This window comes from Actibacterium lipolyticum (assembly GCF_900184935.1).
Lineage (GTDB): Bacteria > Pseudomonadota > Alphaproteobacteria > Rhodobacterales > Rhodobacteraceae > Actibacterium_A > Actibacterium_A lipolyticum.
In genome coordinates, this window is the sequence record NZ_FXYE01000001.1 from 851,470 (window position 1) to 876,289 (window position 24,820).

General features: G+C 57.6%; 24 protein-coding genes. 16 read left to right on the forward strand and 8 right to left on the reverse strand.

Annotated elements, in window-relative coordinates:
• Window positions 1-28: 28 nt before the first annotated feature.
• The gene (locus tag COL8621_RS04225) at window positions 29-595 is read left to right on the forward strand and encodes a hemerythrin domain-containing protein (protein ID WP_093966056.1); all 567 of its coding nucleotides are present in this window, start codon (window positions 29-31) and stop codon (window positions 593-595) included.
• A 117-nt stretch (window positions 596-712) separates the two neighbouring features.
• Complete coding sequence (locus tag COL8621_RS04230; RefSeq protein ID WP_093966057.1) at window positions 713-961, forward strand: HP1242/YdcH family protein; 249 nt, start codon at window positions 713-715, stop codon at window positions 959-961.
• 38 nt (window positions 962-999) lie between these two features.
• Here COL8621_RS04230 and COL8621_RS04235 read toward each other — a convergent pair whose 3' ends face one another.
• Together COL8621_RS04235 and COL8621_RS04240 are read right to left on the reverse strand one after the other, a co-directional pair.
• The gene (locus COL8621_RS04235; RefSeq protein WP_093966058.1) at window positions 1,000-2,403 is read right to left on the reverse strand and encodes a helix-turn-helix domain-containing protein; all 1,404 of its coding nucleotides are present in this window, start codon (window positions 2,401-2,403) and stop codon (window positions 1,000-1,002) included.
• Window positions 2,404-2,466: 63 nt separating this feature from the next.
• On the reverse strand, window positions 2,467-3,702 hold the full coding sequence (locus COL8621_RS04240) for a multidrug effflux MFS transporter (RefSeq protein ID WP_093966059.1): 1,236 nt from the start codon (window positions 3,700-3,702) through the stop codon (window positions 2,467-2,469).
• Window positions 3,703-3,880: 178 nt separating this feature from the next.
• Between COL8621_RS04240 and COL8621_RS04245 the strand changes: the two genes are divergently transcribed.
• The 7 genes from COL8621_RS04245 to COL8621_RS04275 all read left to right on the forward strand — a co-directional run bounded on the left by COL8621_RS04245 (window position 3,881) and on the right by COL8621_RS04275 (window position 10,091).
• Entirely contained in the window at window positions 3,881-5,413 is a 1,533-nt protein-coding gene (locus COL8621_RS04245; RefSeq protein ID WP_093966060.1) for an acyl-CoA carboxylase subunit beta, read from the forward strand.
• 24 nt (window positions 5,414-5,437) lie between these two features.
• The gene (locus COL8621_RS04250; RefSeq protein ID WP_093966061.1) at window positions 5,438-5,782 is read left to right on the forward strand and encodes a hypothetical protein; all 345 of its coding nucleotides are present in this window, start codon (window positions 5,438-5,440) and stop codon (window positions 5,780-5,782) included.
• Window positions 5,779-6,174, forward strand: coding sequence for a DUF6497 family protein (locus COL8621_RS04255; RefSeq protein ID WP_235823733.1), 396 nt, complete (start codon window positions 5,779-5,781; stop codon window positions 6,172-6,174). Before COL8621_RS04250 ends, COL8621_RS04255 begins: the two co-directional genes overlap by 4 nt.
• 529 nt (window positions 6,175-6,703) lie before the next feature.
• Entirely contained in the window at window positions 6,704-7,024 is a 321-nt protein-coding gene (locus tag COL8621_RS04260; protein WP_093966062.1) for a hypothetical protein, read from the forward strand.
• A gap of 51 nt (window positions 7,025-7,075) precedes the next feature.
• On the forward strand, window positions 7,076-7,432 hold the full coding sequence (locus COL8621_RS04265; RefSeq protein WP_093966063.1) for a hypothetical protein: 357 nt from the start codon (window positions 7,076-7,078) through the stop codon (window positions 7,430-7,432).
• Window positions 7,433-7,757: 325 nt separating this feature from the next.
• Window positions 7,758-7,958: a hypothetical protein gene (locus tag COL8621_RS04270; RefSeq protein ID WP_093966064.1), complete on the forward strand. Its 201-nt coding sequence runs from the start codon at window positions 7,758-7,760 to the stop codon at window positions 7,956-7,958.
• Window positions 7,959-8,090: 132 nt separating this feature from the next.
• Window positions 8,091-10,091: an acetyl-CoA carboxylase biotin carboxylase subunit gene (locus COL8621_RS04275; protein ID WP_093966065.1), complete on the forward strand. Its 2,001-nt coding sequence runs from the start codon at window positions 8,091-8,093 to the stop codon at window positions 10,089-10,091.
• A 16-nt stretch (window positions 10,092-10,107) separates the two neighbouring features.
• Here COL8621_RS04275 and COL8621_RS04280 read toward each other — a convergent pair whose 3' ends face one another.
• A complete protein-coding gene (locus COL8621_RS04280; protein WP_093966066.1) occupies window positions 10,108-10,578 on the reverse strand; it encodes a DUF4174 domain-containing protein in 471 nt (156 codons plus the stop codon).
• Between the two features lie 102 nt (window positions 10,579-10,680).
• Between COL8621_RS04280 and scpA the strand changes: the two genes are divergently transcribed.
• The 6 genes from scpA to COL8621_RS04310 all read left to right on the forward strand — a co-directional run bounded on the left by scpA (window position 10,681) and on the right by COL8621_RS04310 (window position 16,179).
• The gene (scpA, locus tag COL8621_RS04285; RefSeq protein ID WP_093966067.1) at window positions 10,681-12,816 is read left to right on the forward strand and encodes a methylmalonyl-CoA mutase; all 2,136 of its coding nucleotides are present in this window, start codon (window positions 10,681-10,683) and stop codon (window positions 12,814-12,816) included.
• A 151-nt stretch (window positions 12,817-12,967) separates the two neighbouring features.
• Window positions 12,968-13,585: a VOC family protein gene (locus COL8621_RS04290; RefSeq protein WP_093966068.1), complete on the forward strand. Its 618-nt coding sequence runs from the start codon at window positions 12,968-12,970 to the stop codon at window positions 13,583-13,585.
• Window positions 13,582-14,070 (forward strand): GNAT family N-acetyltransferase, encoded by a 489-nt coding sequence (locus COL8621_RS04295; protein WP_093966069.1) that lies wholly within the window; start codon window positions 13,582-13,584, stop codon window positions 14,068-14,070. The genes COL8621_RS04290 and COL8621_RS04295 overlap by 4 nt, the downstream gene beginning before the upstream one ends.
• 42 nt (window positions 14,071-14,112) lie before the next feature.
• Complete coding sequence (locus COL8621_RS04300) at window positions 14,113-14,796, forward strand: molecular chaperone DjiA (protein ID WP_093966070.1); 684 nt, start codon at window positions 14,113-14,115, stop codon at window positions 14,794-14,796.
• Window positions 14,793-15,827 carry an endonuclease/exonuclease/phosphatase family protein gene (locus tag COL8621_RS04305; RefSeq protein ID WP_093966071.1) on the forward strand — a complete coding sequence of 345 codons (1,035 nt, stop codon included), beginning with the start codon at window positions 14,793-14,795 and terminating at the stop codon, window positions 15,825-15,827. Before COL8621_RS04300 ends, COL8621_RS04305 begins: the two co-directional genes overlap by 4 nt.
• Window positions 15,828-15,864: 37 nt before the next feature.
• Window positions 15,865-16,179 carry a hypothetical protein gene (locus COL8621_RS04310; RefSeq protein ID WP_093966907.1) on the forward strand — a complete coding sequence of 105 codons (315 nt, stop codon included), beginning with the start codon at window positions 15,865-15,867 and terminating at the stop codon, window positions 16,177-16,179.
• On the opposite strand, the gene COL8621_RS04315 is transcribed toward COL8621_RS04310, so the two are convergent.
• Genes COL8621_RS04315 through COL8621_RS04330 form a run of 4 tightly spaced genes read right to left on the reverse strand, consistent with a single transcriptional unit; the run spans window position 16,176 to window position 21,747 of the window.
• The gene (locus COL8621_RS04315) at window positions 16,176-17,735 is read right to left on the reverse strand and encodes a Ppx/GppA family phosphatase (protein WP_093966072.1); all 1,560 of its coding nucleotides are present in this window, start codon (window positions 17,733-17,735) and stop codon (window positions 16,176-16,178) included. The two genes, COL8621_RS04310 and COL8621_RS04315, sit on opposite strands and share 4 nt — an antisense overlap.
• 51 nt (window positions 17,736-17,786) lie before the next feature.
• Window positions 17,787-19,955 (reverse strand): RNA degradosome polyphosphate kinase, encoded by a 2,169-nt coding sequence (locus tag COL8621_RS04320; RefSeq protein ID WP_093966073.1) that lies wholly within the window; start codon window positions 19,953-19,955, stop codon window positions 17,787-17,789.
• A gap of 38 nt (window positions 19,956-19,993) precedes the next feature.
• Complete coding sequence (locus COL8621_RS04325) at window positions 19,994-20,680, reverse strand: P-loop NTPase family protein (RefSeq protein WP_093966074.1); 687 nt, start codon at window positions 20,678-20,680, stop codon at window positions 19,994-19,996.
• Window positions 20,680-21,747 (reverse strand): AI-2E family transporter, encoded by a 1,068-nt coding sequence (locus COL8621_RS04330; RefSeq protein ID WP_093966075.1) that lies wholly within the window; start codon window positions 21,745-21,747, stop codon window positions 20,680-20,682. Before COL8621_RS04330 ends, COL8621_RS04325 begins: the two co-directional genes overlap by 1 nt.
• A gap of 135 nt (window positions 21,748-21,882) precedes the next feature.
• Here COL8621_RS04330 and proS point away from each other — a divergent pair, with 135 nt between their 5' ends.
• A complete protein-coding gene (gene proS / locus COL8621_RS04335; protein WP_093966908.1) occupies window positions 21,883-23,220 on the forward strand; it encodes a proline--tRNA ligase in 1,338 nt (445 codons plus the stop codon).
• Between the two features lie 151 nt (window positions 23,221-23,371).
• Here the strand turns inward: proS and COL8621_RS04340 are convergent, their stop codons facing one another.
• Complete coding sequence (locus COL8621_RS04340) at window positions 23,372-24,691, reverse strand: ferredoxin reductase family protein (RefSeq protein ID WP_093966076.1); 1,320 nt, start codon at window positions 24,689-24,691, stop codon at window positions 23,372-23,374.
• Window positions 24,692-24,820 lie beyond the last annotated feature (129 nt).

Here is a 24,820-nt window from a genome sequence, read left to right on the forward strand (position 1 = left end):
CCGCGCCCTTAGGAGAAGACAGAGCCGCATGACCGATAAGACTGAATTAGCCCAACGTGATGGCTTGCCTGATGCGCTGCGTGTTCTGCTTTCGGAATACCCGCGTGATATGTGGGAAAGTCACCGGAATTTTGATGGCCTGACCCGGTTCTGGCTGGAGCGGCACCTGATGTTTCGCGACACATTGGCCCGCCTTCAAACGGAGGCAGAGGCGATGCTGGATGGCAAGACGGATGGCCGGCGTTATCAGCATCAGACGCAGCGGTTGGCAGGGTTTTTCCTGAACCAATTGCACGGCCACCATCAAATCGAAGACCATCACTATTTCCCGCAACTTTCGGCGTTGGAAACCAAACTGGAAAGCGGGTTTGAGATTTTGGATGCGGATCACCACGCGTTGGATGGGTATATTCATCGGATGGCCGACACGACCAATGCTTTGCTCCAAACGGACCCGGCCAACTTGACCGACGCCGCCGGAGAGATGCACAAATCACTGCTGCGCTTTGCGCCGTTTCTTGACCGCCACTTGATCGACGAAGAAGAACTGATCGTGCCGGTTATCCTGAAACACGGGCAAAAGCTTGAGGGCTAAATTTCAGCCGTGAGTGTGCAAAAAACTTGCTTCTTCGCTGTGTGATTTGATCGGGGTCAAAGTTCTGTATCTGCCTGGCCTCTAAGGTCTTGGGGAACATACAGGAAGGAAACCGCTATGTCGCATACACCTCATGAACTGTCCGAAGAGTTTCCGGATAAAACTGACGCGATTCATGCGCTGAAATTGAACGACGCTCATTTTGCGAAGTTGGTCGATGACTACCACGAAGTGAACCGGGCGATCCATCGGGCCGAAACGAATGTAGAGCCAACTGAAGAGTTGCACGAGATGGAAATGCGCAAGCGTCGTCTTGCGTTGAAAGACGAAATCGCACGTTTGCTTGCGGCCCCGGCAGAAGGCTAGGGCGCTGCGCCCCGGCGGCTGATCTGCCGGGGCGTTTCTTATTCCGCGATTTCGTAAGGCAACACGCCGCGGTGGTTCGGGTTGACGTTCAACCGGCGTTCCAGCGGTGGAACAGAACGTTGATGGCATGATTTACGTTCGCAGATCCGACAAGAGATACCGATAGGCTCAAACGCCGCTTTTCGCGCAACGTCCAGATCATCGGCATAGACCAGCTGGTCCGCGTGGCGCACTTCGCATCCCAAACCAATTGCAAACCGCCGAACAGGTGCGCCCCAAGCGCCACCTTGTTTCGACACATCCCGCGCAAGGCAAAAGTAACGCACGCCGTCGGGCGTTTCGGCCAGTTGTCGCAAGAAACGGCCGGGCGTTTCAAAGGCGCGGTGAACGTTCCACAACGGGCACGCGCCCCCGAAACGGGCGAATTGCAGGCGTGTGGCCGAATGGCGTTTTGTAATCGTTCCGGCCTGATCGACCCTGACAAAAAAGAACGGCACACCCTTTGCGCCGGGACGTTGAAGTGTGGAAAGCCGGTGGGCGACCTGTTCGATTGATGCGCCAAATTGATCTGCCAGACGCTCTAGGTCGTGGCGGGTGCTTTGGGCTGCTTCAAGGAACGGCCGATAGGGCAGCAATGCCGCGCCAGCGAAATAGTTGGCCAGACCGATACGCGCAATCGCGCGTGCCTCGTTGCTTTGGAAGCGGGCGAAATCAAGCGTGGCGTCCAACAGTTTGGACTGGGTCAGCAGTGCAACCTGATGCAGCAGTTGGAACCGTTGCGTGGCTAGATCCGCGCGGGACGAAATCCGCAGGATCCGGGTATCCGCATCATAACCGCGCAACTCTCCGTTGTTGCTGTTTTCGACGCTCACTCCCTCGGCCTGCAGGGCCTCGATTGCCAGCGTCATGGCGTCTTTGCTTTGACCATCGGGGCAGGAAAAATGTTCGGCGGCACGATCGACCGCGTCGATATAGTTGTCGCAATAGTGGAAGAAATCGCGAACCTCTTCCCATGGCGAAGGTTGCACGCGTCCGTCTTCCCGACCCAACGCCTCGTCCAAAGATGCCAGGCGTTCGTGGGTCTGGCGATAGGCCCGGTGAAGGTCGATGAAGGCGCGCGCAAGGGCAGGGGCGTTAGAGGCCGCAAGGCGTAAGTCTGCCAGCGGCGGGGTTGCTTCGGCAAAGACGGGGTCGGCCAAGGCTTCGCGCATGTCGGTTACCATGCGTTCCGCGTCGCCGACGGAAAGTTCGGTCACGTCGAAACCAAATTCCTGGGCCAGCGCCAACACCACCCCGGTCGACACGGGGCGGTTGTTGTTTTCCATCTGGTTCAGATAGGGCAGCGAGACGCCAAGCTTGGCCGCGAATTCTTTTTGCGTCAGGCCAAGCCGTGTTCGGGTTTCACGCAGTTTGACCCCGGCATAGAGTTTTTGGTTGGCCATTGTTGCTACCTTTGCAGTTTTGCTGTCGGCATTTCTGCCCTTTGCAAAGCGGCAAATCAAGGTTCACTCTGTCGCGCCGCCGTCCAGCTCTCCAGCGATGCGGTTGATGTGCAGCACGTAAAGCACCGACAAAATCGCCGCGGCCGAGGTTGCAAGCATGATCGCCAACAGGGGGTAGACGCCTGATCCCGGTACCAGAAGCGCCCCGGCTAATGCAGAAAGGGCGGCGCCGCCGCCAATCATGATGGCGCCACCAAGGCCGCTGGCGGTGCCTGCAAGGTGGGGGCGGACAGATAGCATGCCGGCCGTCGCATTCGGAATAACCATGCCATTGCCAAGCCCGACGAATGAAACCAGCCCAAAAAACGCCATGGGGTGTGTGGACCCCAGTAGGATCAGGAGGAACGAGCAAGTCAGGCCCGCCGTCACGGCAATCGTGCCATATAGGATCATCGGATTGATCCCAACGCGAACAGAATAGCGCCCCGAAAGGTAGTTCCCCAGCATGTACCCCAAGGCGGTCAGGCCAAAGTAAAGCCCCAGTGTAGATGGCGATAGGTTATAGACCTCGGTTCCGACAAAAGGTGCCCCACCAAGAAATGCAAAGAACGCGCCCGATGCGAAGGCCGCGGCAAGGGCGTATCCCCAAAACCGTCGAGAGCCTAAAAGTTCGGGGTATTCGCGGAACTGCGCGCCAAGGCTGTTGCCTGATGGTTTTGCGGTTTCGCCCAGATCGAACCAGACCAGCACCAGAATGGCGACCCCGGTGAAGATGAGCATGCCGAAATTTGCTTGCCAGCCGAAGGCCTCGTCAAGGATGCCGCCAAGGGCGGGGCCGATCATCGGAACGACAGACATACCCATCGTGACATAGCCGATCATCGATGCGGCCTCGTCCTGCGAAACCATATCGCGCACGATGGCGCGGCTTAGCACCATGCCGGTTACGATCACGGCCTGCGACATCCGGAAGATCAGGAACATCTCTACCGATGTGGCAAAGATACAGCCCAGCGTGGCAATTAGAAATAGAACGATGGAAACAAGAAGGATCGAACGCCGCCCGTATTTGTCCGACAGGGGCCCGACGATGATCTGCAAAACGGCGTTCACCCCCAGATACAGTGCGACCGACAACTGCATCAGCCGGTATTCAGTATCGAAATGCGCTGTCATATTCGGCAGCGAGGGCAGGAAGATGTTCATCGTAAGCGCACTGAGCCCGGCAAGCAGGACAAGTGTTACGACATGAGGTGGGGTGGTGCGGTCAAATATCCGCACAATGGGTTTTTCACTCATAGGATAGCTGTAGGTCTTAGTACGCAAGTTGTCCATAAGGTCAAAAATGCGGCTTGGTTTGCTAATTTGCAATTCGCGAGGACGTGCTTGCCAAAAATTTGCAAATATTCCGAAATTCGCTTTGTGCTGCGGGGCAGCAAGAGTAGGTTGCCCTCAAATCCGCTAGGGGAGAGCTGCCGTGAAAGATATCCTGCAAGAACTGAACGACCGCCGTGAATCGGCCAAACTTGGCGGTGGGCAAAGACGGATCGACAGCCAGCACAAGAAGGGCAAGTTGACCGCGCGCGAGCGTATTGACCTTTTGCTGGACGAAGACTCGTTTGAAGAATTCGACATGTTCGTTGCGCACCGTTGTACCGAATTCGGGATGGAACAGGATCGCCCAGCGGGCGATGGCGTTGTGACCGGATGGGGTACGATCAACGGCCGGATGGTTTACGTCTTTTCGCAGGACTTCACCGTGTTTGGTGGTTCGTTGTCCGAAACGCATGCTCAGAAAATCTGTAAGATCATGGATATGGCCGTGCAGAACGGCGCGCCGGTGATCGGGCTGAACGATTCCGGTGGGGCGCGTATTCAGGAAGGCGTTGCCTCGCTTGCCGGATACGCCGAGGTATTCCAGCGTAACATCATGGCATCAGGCGTTGTGCCGCAGATCAGTGTTATCATGGGGCCGTGTGCCGGTGGTGCGGTGTATTCGCCCGCGATGACCGACTTTATCTTCATGGTGCGTGATACGTCTTATATGTTCGTGACCGGCCCGGATGTTGTGAAAACGGTGACCAACGAACAGGTAACAGCGGAAGAATTGGGTGGCGCGTCGACCCACACCAAGAAGTCATCGGTCGCCGATGGCGCGTTCGATAATGATGTTGAGGCGCTGACAGAAGTGCGCCGCTTGGTTGATTTCCTGCCGCTAAATAACCGTGAAAAACCGCCGGTGCGCCCATTCTTTGATGCGCCAAACCGGATCGAGGACAGCCTTGATACGCTGATCCCGGAAAACCCAAACCAGCCCTACGACATGAAGGAGCTGATCCTGAAAACCGCGGATGAGGGCGATTTCTACGAAATTCAGGAAGACTACGCCAAGAACATCATCACCGGCTTTATCCGGCTTGAAGGTCAGACCGTAGGCGTCGTGGCGAACCAGCCGATGGTTCTGGCCGGTTGTCTGGATATAGACAGTTCACGCAAGGCCGCGCGGTTTGTCCGTTTCTGCGATGCGTTTGAAATTCCGATCCTGACGTTGGTTGATGTTCCAGGCTTCTTGCCCGGCACGTCGCAGGAATACGGCGGGGTTATCAAACACGGTGCGAAGCTGTTGTTTGCTTATGGCGAAGCTACCGTGCCAAAGGTGACGGTGATCACGCGCAAGGCTTATGGCGGTGCGTATGACGTTATGGCGTCCAAGCACCTGCGGGGCGATTTCAACTATGCATGGCCAACGGCGCAGATCGCTGTGATGGGCGCCAAGGGCGCGACCGAAATTCTGTATCGCTCGGAATTGGACGATGCAGAAAAGATCGCCAAGCGTACCGAAGATTACGAAGACCGTTTCGCCAACCCGTTCGTCGCGGCGGAAAAAGGCTTCATCGATGAGGTGATCCAACCGCGTTCAACGCGGCGCCGTGTTGCACGCGCCTTTGCGTCGTTGCGCGGAAAGAAGTTGGAAAATCCCTGGAAGAAACACGACAACATCCCCCTTTAACGCGGGTTTTAGGGCGAATAACCGATGCGAAATCAGTGGCATATCATCCGGGAGGGCGGCGCGTTGACTTTGGCGCGTCAGCTGCCACCGCGCTTTGACGTGGTGGCAGAGGTTGAGTTGCCGGCGGCCCGAAAGGGGCGTCTAGCACAGCAGATCCGTCAGGATCTTTGGCGTGCACTGCAGGGTGTTCGGGGCTTTTCGCCCGTCGTGCGGATCGAAGAGGACGGTTCGCACTTGAGGGTCCGGGCGGGCGGTTCGGTTAACGCCCGGACCTTTCCCAAGGCCGATATCGAAAGCCGTATTGCGACGCTGCTAAGCGATACAGCGCGTCAATCGCGCTGGCTTGCCCATGCGAGGCCGGTCAAATGACGCGCCCGATCGCTACTTCGGCAATTATCGGCCTATGCGCCTTTCCGGCGCTGGCAGACGACGCGGCGCTGGCTGTTCCGTCTGGGCAGCCGGTGACCTTTCTGGATGCAATCTGGGCAGAGCAGGGGGGCACTGTCCGGTTTCGGTTCGTTGCGCCGAAAATCGCAAAAGAAGCGCAATCCATCGACTTTGCAGAAGCAGAGCAAGATATGGCGTTTCTTTGTGAAAATTATGCTTTGCCGAAGGTGGCGGGGGTAAATCCCGCTGTGTCTCAGGTCATTATCTCGCTTTCGGATCGGCCGGTGGCGTTCGGGCAATCAGCGCCGGATGCGACTCAGTTCTTCGAAGCGTACCAACCGGTTGGCGATGACTGCGTGTGGGAGGGCTTGTAAGCATGCTGCAAAATGTTGCGCCTTGTCTGCCCAATGATGCTTTGGCACCACAGAATACCCTTGCTACGCAGTTGGGGCGTGCATCCAATGCGCTATCCGCTATCATCACTCGTGGTCACAACGATGTGAACCTTTCGATCAGACAATCCGGGCTGGCGATATTAGGTCGGACCCCGGTGCATGTCAGGAACAGGAGTGAAATATGTCAAAGTCAGTTAAAACCCTCGTTGCAGTATGCCTCGTTGCTTTCACCGCAGCATGCGCAGCTGAAGAAGAAGTCGTGTACGTTGAGCCTGTCGTGGAAGAGCCCGTGTACAGCAAATACTAATTCGGTTTCGGGGCAGGTCATTGGACTTGCCCCGCTTCCAGCGGCCAATGCCGCGCTTTCCCCCCTTGTCTTTGAATGCAGATTTTCGCCCTGTGACGGTGCAATCGGACGGGTAAAACATGTATTCAATAAACATATTGCGAGGGGAAATTCTCCAAAGTACTCTTTTTTCAGAAAAACTTTAGGAATTTGGAGGGACCAATGCCCAACTATATTAAATACACTGCTTTCGTCGTTTGTGCTGCAGCTTTGGCAGCCTGTACGCCCGAGCCAGAACCAATTCCGCAAGAACCCGTTTACAACAAATACGGCGAACTCGTCGGTATGGTCCCAGCAGGCGGTTCAACCGATGTTGTGGTCGTGGATGAAAACGGTAACCCGGTCGATCCCGGTGATATCCCTACAGAACCAGTTGATCCTGTTGACCCGGTTGATCCAAACGGGCAAGGCACAACAAACCAGAACCAGAATACCAACCAAAACACTAATCAGAACACAAACCAGAACACGTCTGGCCAATAACGCAAGGCGCGGTTTTGAAAACAGCATGGGCGCCTCGCGCAGGAGGTGTCCATGCTAAAATACAAAGGGTTTCCCGGCCGTCTTCCGGGAACTGATTTCCAGTTCACAATCCGCCGCGAGAACAAGAAGGGTATCACCCCGATTGTTTCTAGAGAGCGCTATGCAGATCGCCGTCCGGCAGATCGCCGCGCCGATGCGGGCTTTATGGCGGCGTTATGGGAATACTTCGGAGAAGAGCCGTTTGAGCGCGGAAACCTTGATGCCGGCCGCCTGTCTTGGCTGTTTGGCCGCGAGGTGGTCGCAGCCGAAGATCCGTTTGATCCAGCAAGTTATGATGCATTGCTGAAAATCGATGTCGGTCGCGCCCGCGCGTCCTTTCCAGACGTGTTTGGAGAGGAATCGGCATGATTTTGCCTGCACTTACACGCTTTGGGCGAAAAATGGCCCAACTAGACGCCTCGCAACAATCACGCTTTGAGAGCCAGGATTGTTGCGTCAGTGTCAACCACGGACAAGCGCACTGCATGCGTCGTGGTGTGCGTGTCCGTGCAAACCGTTACCCTTCCCCTTCCCTCTGGTCTGACTCATTACGGGTCAGACCAGACCTTTTTCGCCGAGGGGTGAATCGGCGAAGCTCTGCCGACCACAGAATCGTTACTATTTCCAACTTGGCAACAATGCCGGGCTGGCCTCATAGTGTGGCATCTGACAATCCAAATGGAGGCGGAGCAGTATGCGTGAATTCAAAATCCTTGCGGCACCTTTGCTTGTCCTGGCCCTTGCAGGCTGTCTGGACACTGATGGTGAACGCGCTTTGGCCGGTGCGGCTGGCGGTGCAGTCGTTGCTGACGCACTTGGCGGAAGTGCCGCGGCTGGCGCTGTCGTCGGTGGTGCAGCAGGTTTGCTGTGCGACGACGCAGGCGTTTGTAACTAATCAAATCGCATCGCGGGCCTTGGTGCCTGCGAAACTTAAACACGAAGCCATCGGGGCCATTGGCCCGGGTGGCTTTTTTCATGTTCAGGCCGGGGACTTTAGACCGCGCCTGACGGATGGAAGGGACGGAGCATGTTTAAAAAGATCCTGATCGCGAACCGGGGCGAAATTGCCTGCCGGGTTATCAAGTCTGCGCGTAAGATGGGCATTCAGACGGTCGCGATTTATTCTGACGCTGACAAGCACGCACTGCATGTGCAGATGGCGGACGAAGCGGTGCATATTGGCCCGCCCCCTGCGAACCAGTCCTATATCGTGATCGACAAGGTGATGGATGCCATCCGTCAGACCGGCGCCGAAGCTGTGCATCCCGGTTATGGCTTCCTGTCGGAAAACAAGCTGTTTGCTGAGGCGTTAGAGGCCGCAGGCGTTGCATTCATCGGCCCACCAGCTGGCGCGATCGAAAGCATGGGCGACAAGATCACATCCAAGAAGATCGCACAGGAAGCCAACGTTTCTACCGTGCCGGGCTATATGGGCCTGATCGCGGATGCAGACGAGGCGGTGAACATCTCGAACGAGGTGGGCTATCCGGTGATGATCAAAGCCTCCGCCGGGGGCGGCGGTAAGGGCATGCGCATCGCGTGGAACGATCAGGAAGCGCGCGAAGGGTTCCAATCGTCCAAGAACGAGGCTGCCAACAGCTTTGGTGACGACCGGATTTTCATCGAAAAATTCGTGACACAGCCGCGTCACATCGAAATTCAGGTTCTGGCCGATCAGCACGGCAACTGCATCTATCTGGGCGAACGCGAGTGTTCGATCCAGCGCCGGAACCAAAAGGTCATCGAAGAGGCACCATCGCCGTTCCTTGACGAAGCCACGCGAAAGGCGATGGGCGAACAGTCTGTCGCGCTGGCCAAGGCCGTGGGCTATACCAGCGCCGGTACGGTCGAATTCATCGTGGATGGCGACAAGAACTTCTATTTCCTTGAAATGAACACCCGCCTTCAGGTGGAACACCCGGTGACCGAATTGATCACGGGCGTTGATCTGGTGGAACAGATGATCCGCGTTGCCAATGGCGAACCGCTGACCATCACACAGGATGACGTGAAGCTGAACGGCTGGGCGATGGAAAGCCGCCTTTATGCTGAAGATCCGTATCGCGGGTTCCTGCCGTCCATCGGGCGCTTGACCTCGTACCGTCCGCCCGCCGAAGAGGCGACGGCAAGCGCTGTCGTGCGCAACGATACAGGCGTCTATGAAGGCGGCGAGATCAGCATGTATTACGACCCCATGATCGCCAAACTGTGCACATGGGGCCCCAGCCGCGCCGACGCCATCGAAGAGATGCGCAAAGCGCTGGACGGGTTCGAAGTTGAAGGTATCGGGCACAACCTGCCGTTCCTAAGTGCCGTGATGGACCACCCGAAATTCGTGTCGGGCAACATCACAACGGCCTTCATCGAAGAAGAATACCCCGAAGGGTTCGAAGGCGTTACACTGCCCCAAGAGGCGCTGCGCAATGTCGCGGCGGCGGCGGCGGCGATGTATCGCGTTGCTGAAATTCGCCGCACGCGCATTTCTGGGCGCATGGATAACCACGAACGTAAGGTCGGGACCGAGTGGGTGGTGACGTTGCAGGGCGAAAGCTTCCCTGTGTCGATTGCGGCTGACCATGACGGTTCGACCATCAAATTCGCCGATGGTTCGTCCAAGCGGGTGACATCAGACTGGACACCGGGGCAAAGCTTGGCGCGGTTGAACGTCGATGACGAAGAACTGGTACTGAAGGTCGGCAAGGCTCCGAACGGTTACCGGCTGCGGACGCGTGGCGCTGACCTGAAGGTGAATGTCTATACGCCTCGTCAGTCGGAACTGGCTGCGCTTATGCCTGAAAAGGTTGCGCCTGATACGTCGCGTCTGCTTCTCTGCCCGATGCCGGGTCTGATTGTGAACGTCAACGTCCAAGAGGGCGAGGAAGTGCAGGAAGGTCAGGCGCTTTGTACTGTCGAAGCGATGAAGATGGAAAACATCCTGCGCGCTGAAAAGAAAGCTGTCGTCGCCAAGATCAACGCGGCGGCGGGTGACAGTTTGGCCGTGGACGACATCATCATGGAGTTTGAGTGAGCCTTAGCGCCACATATCACTCTTGCGGCAGTCGGCGGTCCCGTATCTCCTGCTGCCGCATCGGCATTTTGTCGATGGAACGTGAAAGCTCGCGCACATCCCACGGAAACGGTTTGCGCAGCTTAACGCCCCCGTCTTTGCCGATCAGGACCAGCATGAACCCACGTGGGCGCAGCTTTTGGCGGGCCGATGACTTCGCCGCCGGGTCGGTGTCAGTGATGACCACAACATCGCGTTCGGCCAGTTCTTCCATGCGGTCGGCAAGCAGTTCCATCTGCTGCTGGAAACGTGGGTCGGCGGGCGTGTCGGCGAAAATGACGACAGGGCGGGCAAGCCATTGGAAGTCGGCCAGATCCAGTTCTGGGGCGTCCAGAACCACGGTCATATCTGCCTGCCATCGGGCCAGCGGCGTGTCTTGTGGTGCCTCGGTTGCGGATACGGCCAAGGGCGCAAGCAATGCGGCAAGCAGCGGTGCGAATGATTTCATGGTGCCTCCTGTTCTGAAACATATAGGCGGCGGCGAACAGATTGCGAAGGTCGAACCTGCATTTGCGGTGTTCACCATCACGAAAAACGAGAGGACGATCCGATGACGGACAAGACCAAATCCTGGGCCGAAATGGCCGAGAAAGAGCTGCGCGGCCGTCCGCTGGACGACCTGACATGGCACACGCGCGAAGGTATCGACGTAAAGCCGCTTTATACAGACGCTGATACCGAAGGGTTGGAACACATGGGATCGGTCCCCGGTGAACAGCCGTTTACCCGTGGCCCCAAGGCCACCATGTACGCAGGCCGCCCTTGGACGATCCGCCAATACGCGGGTTTTTCCACGGCCGAAGAATCGAACGCCTTCTACCGCAAAGCCTTGGCTGCCGGTCAGCAGGGCGTATCGGTCGCCTTCGATCTGGCGACGCACCGTGGGTATGACAGTGACCACCCCCGCGTGGTCGGCGACGTCGGTAAAGCCGGTGTGGCCATCGACAGCGTCGAGGATATGAAGGTGCTGTTCGACGGTATCCCGCTGGACAAAGTCTCTGTTTCGATGACGATGAACGGTGCGGTGATACCAATCTTGGCGAATTTCATTGTGACCGGGGAAGAGCAGGGCGTGGATCGCGCGCAGCTGTCCGGAACCATCCAGAATGACATTCTGAAAGAGTTCATGGTGCGCAACACCTATATCTATCCGCCGGAACCATCGATGCGGATCATCAGCGACATCATCGAATATACCTCGACCGATATGCCGCGCTTCAACTCGATCTCGATCTCTGGCTATCACATGCAAGAGGCCGGCGCGAACCTTGTGCAAGAACTTGCCTTCACGCTGGCCGATGGCCGCGAGTACGTGAAAGCCGCCCTGTCACGCGGGCTGGATGTGGATGCCTTCGCTGGGCGCCTTAGCTTCTTCTTTGCCATCGGCACGAACTTCTTCATGGAAATCGCCAAGCTGCGCGCCGCGCGGTTCCTGTGGCACAAAATCATGAGTGAGTTTAAGCCGAAGAACCCCAAATCCCTGATGTTGCGCACCCATTGCCAGACGTCCGGCGTGTCGCTGCAGGAACAAGACCCCTACAACAATATCGTCCGCACCGCCTACGAGGCGATGAGCGCGGTTCTGGGCGGCACACAGTCGCTTCATACGAACTCGTTTGACGAAGCAATCGCGCTGCCCACCGAATTTTCGGCCCGCATCGCGCGTAACACGCAGTTGATCCTGCAGAACGAAACCAAGGTGACCAAGGTCGTCGATCCGCTGGCTGGGTCATATTACGTTGAAAAGCTGACCTCTGATCTGGCCGATGCGGCGTGGGAAATCATCAAAGAAGTCGATGAAATGGGCGGCATGACCAAAGCGGTCGCTACCGGCATGCCCAAGCTGCGCATCGAAGAGGCCGCCGCGCGTTTCCAAGCCGCCGTCGATCGCGGCGAAGAGGTGATCGTTGGCGTCAACAAGTTCCGACTGGAACAGGAAGACCAGATCGACATTCTTGATGTGGACAACATGGCCGTGCGTGACAGTCAGATCGCCCGGATTGAAAAGACCCGCGCCGAACGGGATCAGGCCGCATGTGACGCGGCGCTGTCGGCTTTGGAACAGGCGGCTTCAAGTGGTGAAGGTAACCTGTTGCGCCTTGCGGTCGAAGCCGCCCGCACCCGCGCAACTGTTGGGGAAATCAGCATGGCGATGGAAAAAGCATTCGGGCGTCACCGCGCCGAGGTGAAGACGTTGGCCGGTGTTTATGGCGCGGCTTACGAAGGCGACGAAGGCTTCGCCGCCATCCAGAAGTCGGTCGAAGATTTCGCCGAGGACGAGGGCCGCCGCCCCCGTATGCTGGTCGTCAAGATGGGCCAAGACGGCCACGACCGCGGCGCCAAGGTCATCGCCACCGCCTTTGCCGATATCGGTTTTGACGTTGACGTTGGCCCGCTGTTCCAAACCCCGGAAGAGGCCGCGCAGGATGCGGTTGATAACGATGTGCACGTGATCGGCATCAGCTCTCAGGCGGCGGGTCACAAAACGCTGGCCCCGAAGCTGGTCGAGGCGCTGAAAGCCGCCGGGGCAGGGGACATTATCGTAATCTGCGGCGGGGTGATCCCGCAGCAGGATTATCAGTTCCTTTATGATAACGGCGTTAAGGCGATCTTTGGCCCCGGTACCAACATCCCAGAGGCAGCCCAAGACATCTTGCGTCTGATCCGCGAGGCGAAAGCCGGCTGATACGCCCACAAACGTTCAAAACAACAGCAAACCCTGCACTTCGGTATGGGGTTTTCTTTTTGGTCAAATTTTTGCGCCGCAAGGGGTTGAGACTGGCGCGCATCCGCCTAATCTGACGTCCTTGATGCAGGTATCCGGGGGCTGAAAGACAATGTTCACATTGGACCATCTTGTGATCGCGGCGAACACGCTGGACGAAGGTGTGCGCTATGTCGAACAGGCGCTTGGCGTTCCGCTGGCCAATGGCGGCGAACACGCGGCGATGGGCACGCATAACAAGCTGCTACACCTTGGTCCCGGCGTGTATCTAGAGGTGATCGCGATCAACCCCAAGGCACCCGCACAGCCGCATGCGCGCTGGTATGATCTTGATTGCTTCACAGGTGCGCCGCGTTTGACGAACTGGGCGGCGCAGGTCGATGATCTGGACGCGGCCATTGATGAATCGCCGTCTGATGTCGGTGCGCCGATGGATTTGGTGCGCGGTGATCTGCGCTGGCGCATGGCGGTGCCGGGCGATGGCAAGCTGCCCTTTGATGGTGCGTTCCCCGGCTTGATCGAGTGGAAGGGCGCGGCGCATCCGGCCGAACGCTTGCCCGACGTGGATTGCCGCCTGAAGGGCATGGAAATCGCGCATCCAAAGGCTTCGGAGTTGCGCCTTGCCTTGACTGGGCTGCTTGATGATCCGCGGGTTGCGGTCGTTGACGGACCCGCAATGGAAATTCGCGCCCACATCCAAACCCCAGCAGGAGAAGTCGTTCTTTCATGATCTTACGCGATGTTGTTCACGCCGACATTCCGGCACTGATCGCAATAATGGCCCCTGTCATCCGCGACACAACCGCAAGCTTTTCTGACGAGGAGCGCGACGAAGCCGGTTGGAAGGCCATGATCGCCGCCCGCCACGCCGCAGGGCGGGCGTTCCTTGTGGCCGAGGCTGATGGCGTTGTGCTTGGCTATGGCACCTACGATCAATTCCGCAGCAACAACGGCTATCGCCTGACGATGGAACATTCGATCTATCTGTCACCCGAAGCGCAGGGGCGCGGGCTTGGGCGAAAGCTGATGGTCGCGCTAGAAGATCACGCGCGCGCGGCGGGCGTTCATTCCATGTTTGGTGGGATCGACGCCGACAATGCCTCGTCCATCGCGTTTCACGAGGCTGTGGGCTACGCGCAGGTCGCGCGCTTGCCGCAGGTTGGGTTCAAATTCGACCGCTGGCTTGATCTTGTCTTGATGCAAAAAATCCTCTGATCACGGCCTGACACTCCGAACGTATCCCGATAGGGTGCCGACATGTCGATTTGGTCCCGCATTGCCGACGCGTTGTCGGCCCTTACCAGCGGCGAAGCCCTTTCCGAGGTCTTCGACCGTTTGCGCACGCCGCCCGAACGTTCTGTTGCGTTTGCAATTGCGGTGATTGCGTTGGGGGCGAAAATGGCCAAGGCGGACGGGCAAGTGACCCGCGACGAAGTCACCGCCTTTCGAGAGATTTTTACAATCCCCCAACAGGACGCTGCGAATGCCGCGAGGGTCTTCAACCTTGCACGGCAGGACGTGGCAGGCTTTGAGGAATACGCAAAACGCATTCAGCGTATGTTCTCGGACGACAAGGGAACGCTGACGGACCTGTTGGAAGGCCTGTTTCACATCGCCGTGGCCGATGGCGAATACCACCCGAACGAGGATGAGTTCCTGCTGCGTGTGTCCGAAATCTTTGGCCTAAACGGGCCTTGTTTCCGGTCCCTTCGTGCGCGGTTCGTGGGGGACGTGGCGCCTGACCCCTACAGCGTTCTGGGCGTGGAGGCGGGTGCATCCATGGAGGAAATCCGCGCGGCATGGCGTGCGGCGGTGCGTGAAACTCACCCGGACCGCATGATCGCGCGCGGCGTCCCGGAAGAGGCGGTCAAACTTGCTGAGAAGCGTCTGATTGCGATCAACAAGGCGTGGGAAGAAATCAACATGGAAGCCCCACAGTGAGAATTGCAACCTACAATGTCGAATGGTTCAACAACCTCTTCGACGATGACGGCGTGCTTTTGGACGACGACGGTTGGTCCGGTCGGTGGGACGTGAAGCGCAGCGAACAAATCGAAGCCTTGGGTATCGTTTTCACGGCGCTGGATGCCGATGGCATCATGATCATCGAAGCGCCTGATGAAAATGGCCGCCGTGCGACGGTGCCCGCATTGGAAGCCTTCGCCAAACAAATGGACCTTCGCGCGCGAAAGGCGATCGCGGGTTTTCAGAACCATACGCAGCAGGAAATCGCACTGCTCTATGATCCTGATGTGATGACACCGCGCCATGATCCGCAGGGTGACCAGACCGGGAAGAAAGGGTCAGATGATGCGCCGCGTTTTGATGGCGTGTTCCGCTGGGACCTTGATATCGACTCCGCCCCTGAACTGATCAAGTTTTCCAAACCACCACTGGAATTGGCGATTGATACACCCGGTGGCAATTCGTTTCGGATGATTGGGGTGCACGCCAAATCAAAGGCGCCCCACGGCGCAAAGAACCCGGCCGAGGTGACCCGCATTGCCATTGCCAACCGGCGCAAGCAATTGGCCCAGTGTATTTGGCTACGGCAGCGGGTAGAGGGGCACCTTCAACAGCGTGATCCGTTGATCGTGTTGGGTGATTTCAACGATGGCCCCGGACTTGATGAATACGAAAAGCTGTTTGGGCGTTCGGGGGTGGAAATCGTTTTGGGAACGGACGATGACGACGAAGCGTTGCGAATGTTCGACCCAAACGCGCGCGAAGCGTTGCAAGGCCGCCTGTGCGCCCAACCGTCAACCGCGCGGTTCTTCGTTACACATGAAAACAGGTATCTTTCGGCGCTGCTTGATTATGTGATGGTGTCGCCGGACTTGCGCCAGCGTGACCCGCGGTGGCGTATCTGGCACCCGTTTGACGATCCGGGATGTTACCGGATCCCTGAATTGCGCGATGCGTTACTGACTGCGTCAGATCACTTCCCGGTTTCTGTTGATTTGGATCTGTGATCTTCAAACTGTCATCAACCGTGCTTATGTTCGGGTCATGAAACGGATCGCCGCATATACACTGTCCGCCGCCCTTATCGCCACGCCAGCTTTGGCCGAGGATGATATGCAAGATGGGCTAAGCCTGCTTGAAGAAGGGGCCAAGCTGTTTTTCAAGGGATTAGCCGATGAGATGGAACCCGCGCTAAGGGACTTCGCGGATGCGGTGGAACCCTCGATGCGTGAATTGATGCGCTTGATCGACGATATGGATGCGTATCACCTGCCAGAGAGGTTGCCGAACGGCGACATCATCATGCGCCGGAAGACGCCGATCGAAACACTTCCCGAAACAGATGAGGTTGAGATTTAGCCGCGCTTTGTCACGCGCTTGGTCTTAACATTGGTTTCCACGTCCAACGCTTTGGCAAGCGATGCAAACCGTGCCTCGGCCACTTCGCCGAACAAGCCTTCGGAACCGGGGGTCAGGCGCAGTTCCAGCTTTTTCATCTTAGGGAAATAGCGCAGTTCGGCCAACTGATCGGGGGCTTCGGACGAAAACATCGCACCAAACCGCATGGCCTTACCCAACACTTCGGCGTCTTTAAGCTGCCGCTCACTTAGCAGCCCAAAGAGCGGTTCAAACCTGCTGCCGGAACGGTTGTTTTTGTAACGATGCAAAAGCGCGAGCCCAAGGAACACGCGGCCCTCGTGATCCAACCCGCCCAGATTGGCGCGGGTCGCGTTGTCAAAACAGACCTCGTGGCGATAATCCGGATGCGCCCGCCACGCGGTGTCGTGCAGCAAACACGCCGCTTTGATCAGCCGCTTTCGTTCGTCGGACACCGATGAAAACAGCGGCGAGACGAAATTGTACAAGCGTCGCCCAAAACCCGGAATACGGGCCGAACTGGCCTCGGCAAAGCGGCAGGCTTCGATCAACGGGTCCCGTTGGCGCAGGCGTTCAGGCATTTGTTCGTACAAAAGCCCTTCGCGGATGCCATAGCTGGACACGAAAATCTCTTTTGGTTTCAGTGTGGAAAGCAGCTGTTTTAACACTTGGCAGGCGATGGGAACCAACGCCATCCGGTCCGCTGAAATCCCTGTGCGTGCGCGCAATTCGCTTAGATCTTTGTCAGCAATCCATTTGATCGTTTCCGAAATGGATTGGCGCGTCATCTTATATTCGTGCTGCACCAAAAGCGGATAACCGCGCCGGTCCATATCCAGACGCGCGATTGCCCGCCATGACCCGCCGACAAGGAACAGCCGTTTGTGGCCGGTGCCCATCTTTTCGGCCAAGTTGTTCATCGTGGCCGCGATGTATTTCGTTAGCCCCTTTTTGCCGCCCTTAATATCGCGCAGCTTAAGCGGCCCCAGCGCCGAGGTTACACGCTTGCCCACGCGCCCTTCAGAAAGTTCGGCAAGTTCCAGCGAAGAGCCGCCAATGTCGCAGACAAGCCCGTCCGCGCCCGGCCAGCCCAACAGAACGCCCTGCGCTGAAAGCCGTGCTTCTTCTTCGCCGTCGATCACCCAGAGTTTCAGGCCGGTTTCGGCCTCAATCTCTTTTCGAAATTCAGGCCCGTCCGTCGCGTCGCGCACGGCTGCGGTTGCAACAACGGTGAGCGGCGTTGCCCCCATACCTTCGGCAAGCAAAGCAAAGCGGCGTAGCGCAGACAGCGCGCGGCGGCGGCCTTCGGGGTTCAGGTGGCCGGTTTCACCCAATCCGGCGCCCAGACCACACATAAGTTTTTCGTTGAAGAAATAGGCAGGGCTGCGCGCCGCACCGTCAAAGACGACCATCCTGACAGAGTTGGAGCCGACGTCCACCACGCCGACGCGCGACAAGGCCCGCGCCGAAGGGTCTTCGAACAAGGGGCGTCCAAACGGCCCCCATTCATCCGAGCGCTGTTCTGCACTTCCATCCATCAGCTTATCCCCGCTGCTTTACCGGACATTGCCAACAGCTTGGCCCCAAGGTCAATCCTTGGAATGCGCAAGCTGTGGCACATCTGCGGCACCTGCGGTGCCTCGGCCCGACAGCGATGGGTTTTCCATAAAGAAGCGGTGGCAGCTAAAAGCGCCGTCTTCGACGGGGTAACGGGTGAAGCTGTTGTCGGCATTCATGACCCAACTTTGGGCGGTGTCGGCAAGGTTCGCGGCCATGATTTGGTTCACGATCTGCTCTTTCACCGTGTCATTTTTGATTTCCACCAACGTTTCTACGCGCCGGTTCAGATTTCGCCCCATCCAGTCAGCAGAAGAGATGAAGACTTTGGCTTTTTTCGAAGGCAGCCCATGACCGTTGCCAAAACAGGCGATGCGCGAATGTTCAAGAAAGCGGCCAACGATGGACTTAACGCGGATATTTTCCGACAGCCCTTTGATCCCTGGGCGCAAGCCGCAGATGCCGCGAACGACAAGGTTGATCTTAACGCCTGCCTGGCTTGCCGCGTAAAAGGCATCGATGATGTCGGGTTCGATCAGGGCGTTGACCTTGCCCCAAATTTCGGCCGGGCGGCCTTGGCGCGCGAACTCGACCTCTCGTGCGATGCTATCCAGAAGGGTGTTCTTCATCGACAGGGGCGAGATTGAGAGGTTTTCCAGGCCCTCAGGTTCGGCATAGCCGCCGACATAATTGAATACCTTTGTCGCATCGCGTCCAAGGGCCGCATCGCAGGTGAAAAAGCTGAGGTCAGTGTAAACTTTCGCCGTGATCGGGTGATAGTTGCCGGTGCCGTAGTGGGTGTATGTAACCAGTTGGTCACCTTCGCGCCGCACAACCGCGCTGATCTTGGCGTGCGTTTTATACTTGATAAAGCCATAGATCACATGCGCCCCGGCGCGTTCCAACCTGCGCGACTGGCGGATGTTCGCGGCTTCGTCAAAGCGGGCTTTCAGCTCTACCAATGCGGTGACCGATTTGCCGTCTTCGGCAGCCTCGCACAGGGCGCTGACGATCGGCGAGTCTTTCGATGTGCGATAAAGCGTTTGCTTGATGGCAACGACGTTCGGATCATGCGCCGCCTGCTGCAAGAAGCGAACCACCATATCAAAGGATTCATAGGGGTGGTGAAGCAGCATGTCTTTTTGGCGGATCGCGGCGAACATGTCGCCTTCATGGTCCTGCACACGTTCGGGAACGCGCGAAGTGAACGAAGGCCACAACAGATCGGGGCGTTCATCCAGAACCATGTCTTTCAGGTCGGCCACACCGATTAGGCCGCGTACTTCGATGACTTGGGCTTCGGTGATGTGCAATTCGTCCATGATGACGGAACGCAACGCTTCTGGCGCGCCCGACGAAATTTTCATCCGCACCACTTCGCCGCGACGGCGGCGTTTCAGGGCGGTTTCGAATTCACGAACCAGATCTTCGGCCTCTTCTTCGACTTCTAGGTCACTGTCACGCAGCACACGGAAGGTGCAGCTGCCCGTCGCCTTGTAACCGGGAAACAGAAAGTTGAGGTTGATTAGCAGCAGTTCTTCCAACGGCAGGAACCGGTGCCCGCCTTCTTTCGCAGGAAGCGGGACAAAGCGCTTGATCTGGTGTGGGATTGGCAGAAGGGCCTGCAATGGCCGCCCGTCTTTTTCACGCTCTAGCTGCAGAGCAAGGCAGAACCCTGTGTTTGGAATGAACGGAAACGGATGCGCCGGGTCGATGGCAAGCGGGGTCAGAACTGGGAAGACCTTGTTCAAGAAATATTCTTGAAGATGGGTCTTGTCGCGTTTCGTCAGCTTGGAACGGGTGAGGATGTGAATGCCCTCATCCTCAAGCTCGTGCTTTAGGTGGTTCCACACGGTTTGCTGTGCTTGCAGAAGTTTGCGCGCATCCCGATCAATCAGCAAAAGCTGTTCAGCTGGCGTCAGCCCATCGGCGGCCGGGGTCGTGATGCCACCCTTTGCCAATTCACGCAGGCCCGCCACGCGGACCGTATAAAATTCGTCTAGGTTCGTGGCCGAGATTGAAACAAACCGCACACGTTCCAGCAGCGGAACTTGTGGATTTCGCGCCTCGTCAAGCACACGCCAATTGAAACCAAGCCAGCTTAGTTCGCGGTTGCAAAACCGTTTTGGCCCGGTGCGACTTATCGCCGAGACCTCAACAGGTGGGGGCGTAGGGCTTTTCAGAAAATCGGCGGGGTTCATCGGGGAACTTTAACATCTAAGTGGTGTGACTGTCGCAATTATTGCGGGTCATCGGGAAGGGTGTCCAGCACCTCGGCGGCAAGGCGTGCGCTTATCTTGCGGCCCGTCGATAACGCGCGGGTATCGAGCAGCGTAACCATTTCCTGTGCAGCCGCAAAAGAGCGTTCCATCCGGCCCACAAGATAGGGGATGGTTTGGGGGGCGACCGAAATCTGGCGATCCGCGAACAGCTTTACCAGAACCGCCGACAGAAGTGCATCGTCAGGTGGGTCTAGCGTGGCTGTTGCTGTTGCCTCCATCCGGCTTTTCAGGTCGGGCAGGGACAGTGGCCATTGCCGGGGCGCGGATTGCGCGGTCAGAAACAGGGTTCCACCTTCGGCCAAGGTGAGGTTGTGCAGGTGAAAAAGCGCCTCTTCTGCGCTGCGATCTCCGGCGATGCGGTCCGCGTTTTCCACCGCAATGGCGGGCTGTGCGGCAAGGGCGGGAATGTCCGCCGCTGTCAGCGCGGCGGCCTCTATGATTGTGGCACCGCTGAGGGCGGCCCACACGTGGGTGATGTGGGTTTTACCTGCGCCCGAAGGGCCGACCAGAACAAGCTTACGCTGTGGCCAGTTGTGCCACCCTTCGACTTGGGCGACGGCCAGCGCATTTGCGGGTGCTACAAAGAAATCTTCGCGCCCCTGCGCCGCCCGCAGGGGAAGCTCAAACGTTAACTGTTCTGCCATTACTCTTCCGCGTCTCCGGCAAGGCCTTTGTAAAGCCGGCTGTCCATATATTGCCCTATGCCATACCGGGCGAGGACGCCAATGGCTGCCGCGACGGGAACCGCGATAAGCATCCCGACAAAGCCAAACATTGTACCAAAGGCCGACAGGGCAAAGATCAGCCACACAGGGTGAAGCCCAACCGAGCCGCCGACCAGATTGGGGGTCAAAACGTTGCCTTCCAAGACTTGGCCAGCAAAGAAGATTGCTGCGATGATGCCGATCATCCACCATTCACCCCAGAACTGGAACACGGCCAAGCCAAGGGCCAGCGCCCCGCCAACAAGCGCGCCCACATATGGAATGAACGAAATAAGGCCTGCCAAAAATCCGACAACCAACCCGAATTGCAGCCCGGCCAGCATCAGCGCGACCGCGTAATATGTGCCAAGGATGACGCAGACAGTACCTTGCCCGCGAATGAAAGAGGCCAGCGTTTTGTCGATTTCCCCGGCCAGACGGCGCACAACGGGGGCATGATCGCGGGGCAGAAGTTTGTCGATCTCTGCGACCATCCGATCCCAGTCAAGAAGCAGATAGAAGGTGATGACCGGTACCAACACAATCAACGCGACCACATTCAGCAGAGACATGGCAGAGGTTACAATGCCTTCCAGCAGCGCGCCGCCCTTGGACTGGATCGTTTCACCCAGTTGCATAAGGGACTGTCGCAAAGTGGAGGTTTCGTCCATCAGCGATGGAAAGCGCCCGTTCAGGAAAGTCTGCAGGTTCTGAAGAATCTCGGGCGCTGAATTTACCAGCGCGATTGCTTGTTGCGAAATCTCAGGCAGCACCAGCAGCGCCATCAGTGCAAAGACGACCAGTGCAATCAGCGTAATGGTAACGGTGGCCCAGACGCGCGAAAAACCGTTGTCTTCCAGCCGGTCGGCAACCGGATCAAGGAAATAGGCGATTGCCATTCCCAAGATGAACGGCAGCAAAGCCCCACCCAGGAACCAGAAAATGGCCAGAAACAGGGCGCCAGCAACGCCCCAATACTTCAATTGTTCTTTAACTGGCAGCGCCATTTCGCCTCCTGTTGGCTGTTGATCAAGTCTTCGCCCATGCGCGCGGGCGTTGCAAGGGGCGCGAGGCGCTTGTCTGGCAGGCTGTGATGGCATAGACGAATGCGAAACGTTTTCACCCAAGAGGCCCGCCCGAACATGCGCTTGTCCCGCTATTTTCTGCCCGTTCTGAAAGAGACCCCCGCCGAAGCGCAGATCGCAAGCCATCGGCTGATGCTGCGCGCCGGGATGATCAAACAATCCGCCGCCGGGATTTATTCTTGGCTGCCGCTGGGCTTTAAAGTGCTCAAGAAAATCGAAAACATCGTCCACGAAGAACAGCAGCGCGCGGGCCACATTCCGATGCTGATGCCAACGCTGCAATCAGCAGACCTGTGGCGCGAAAGCGGCCGTTACGATGACTATGGCGAAGAGATGCTGCGCATCACCGACCGCCACGGTCGCGACATGCTGTACGGCCCCACCAACGAAGAGCTGATCACCGATATCTTCCGCAGCTATGTTGGCAGCTACAAAGACCTGCCGCTGACGCTTTATCACATCCAGTGGAAGTTCCGGGACGAGATCCGCCCACGTTTCGGCGTGATGCGTGGCCGCGAATTTTATATGAAAGACGGCTATAACTTTGACCTGACCAAAGAGGATGCGCTGCACGCGTATAACCGCCATCTGGTCAGCTATCTGCGGTCTTACGAACGGATGGGCCTTCAGGCGATCCCGATGCGCGCTGATGGCGGCCCGATCGGTGGTGATTATACGCACGAATTCCTCGTGCTGGCCGAAACCGGTGAATCCGAGGTGTTCTATGACAGCGAAGTCACCGATCTGACCTTTGGCGACCGCGAGATCGACTATGACAACGTCGAACAGTGTCAGGGTGTGCTAGAGGAATTCACCAGCCGCTATGCGCGTACCGACGAAACCCACGAAGAGGCGCTGTTCAACGAAGTACCCGAAGAACGCCGCCGTACCGCGCGTGGCATCGAAGTTGGTCAGATATTCTATTTCGGTACCAAGTACTCCGAAGCGATGAACGCCACGGTCGTTAACGACAAACAGGAACGCGTTCCGGTTCATATGGGCAGCCACGGCATCGGCGTTAGCCGCCTGCTGGGGGCCATCATCGAAGCCAGCCACGACGACAAAGGCATCATCTGGCCCGAAGGCGTGACGCCGTTCCACGTTGGCATCGTCAACCTTAAGCAGGGCGATGACGAAGCGGATGCCGCGTGCGAGGCGCTGTATAAAAGCCTGACGGCGCTGGGCCTTGATCCGCTTTATGACGACCGCAAAGAACGCGCGGGCGGCAAGTTCGCGACGATGGATTTGATCGGTCTGCCATGGCGCATTACCGTCGGCCCACGCGGGCTGAAGAACGGTGTCGTGGAACTGACATGCCGCAAGACCGGTGAAAGCGAAGAGCTGTCGCCAGAACTGGCCGTGCAAAAAGTCGCAGAGATTTACGCCGGTATCTAACTATCTGACCCCGCGCGGCGGTAGCTGCGCGGGGCCTTGGCGCTAAAGCGTACCGCGCAGCGCAAAGCCCAACAGGGCAACCACCCCCAACAGATTGACCAGAATAAACGCCACCCAAACGCGTTTGCGGTTGGGGATTTTGATGTGGTTCTTAGTCATAGCTAAACCGCTCCGATAGGATCTGTGCGGGGGCAACGCCAATGTCGATCAACGCGTCTTCGACTGCTTCCAGCATTTTGGGCGGGCCGCACAAGACATAGACCCAGTCTTTGTGCTGTGGCTGGCCGAAATGCGCGCTCAAAACCTTGGGTGAAACGATGCCAGTCTCGCCTGTCCAGCCTGCGGGTGGGTCTGACAATATATGAACGATGTTGGTGTTCGCGCGCTTGGACATCTGCTCCAACTCTGCGCGGCAGGCGATTTGGTCTTCGACGCGATTGCCATACAGCAGGGTCACTGGGCGTTTGTCGCCGGTTGCCCCCAACTCTCGCATTATTCCTATCATCGGGGCGATCCCCACGCCGCCCGCGATAAGCGCAACACCCGGCGCATCGTGCCCTGCGATTGTCAGATGGCCATGCGGCCCATCGATATAAGCGCGGGTGCCGGGGCGAATGCTGCCGACGGTATTGGTGAAGTCGCCCAGCTCTTTGATGATAAAGCTGATCTTGCCGGTGTCCGAGGGGGCAGAGCTGATGGAAAACGGATTTTCATTCAGCGAAAATGCGCTGTGCCCGACATTAAGCCACGCAAACTGCCCCGCACGAAACGGGAAGGTGAATTTGCGGGCGGGCTTCAGGCTCAATTCCCACGTTTTCAGGGCGACGGGTGTGACGGATTGCACGGTCCATGGATGGCGCAATGTCAGCAGCGGCTTCAGGACATAGACATAGGCCAACGCCGACAACGCGACCACCAACATGCCAATCCAGACCGCAGCCAAAGTGGGGTCATCGCTGTACCGTCCGGCGCGCAAAGCATGCAAAACGCCGAACGCCGCGATCAAGGCGGCACCGAAGCCGTGCAACATCCGCCAGATTTCGTATCTGGATCGAAGATGTGAGCGCGCAATCGCCGTGGCGACCAATGCGGGCAGCAATAAAAACGCCACGATACCTGGCCAAACTTCGACAAAGTCATACGAGATGCCCATGTGCCGCGTTTGGTAACCGGGGATGGAGGGCGGTTGATTGGGGCGGTAAAGAAACGGATGCACCATCGCGAGCACCAGCGCGCTGCGCGCCAATAGCTGATGGGCGCGCATAACCACGTCTGTGCCAACCCGCGTTGTGACCGAACGAAAACGACCCAGCAGCAGAAACTCGGCCAGAATGATCGACAAGGCCAACAGGCCTGCACCGGTGGCGAGTTCGTCAAGCATCGGCCGGGGGCGACGCCCCTGTGCCCATGCCAGTGCAAGCGGCAGAAACACGACCGACAAATAGATTGGGATCAATAGAATTGCACGCATGCCAAACGACCCTTCTTCGCCAAAACCCTAACAGAGCAGCACGTTAACGATACTGTTTTTACGCGATGGGAAATTGATCTAGGCCAAAGCGCGAAACTTTGCTGGTGGATCATGCGTTAAGCCTGCAAC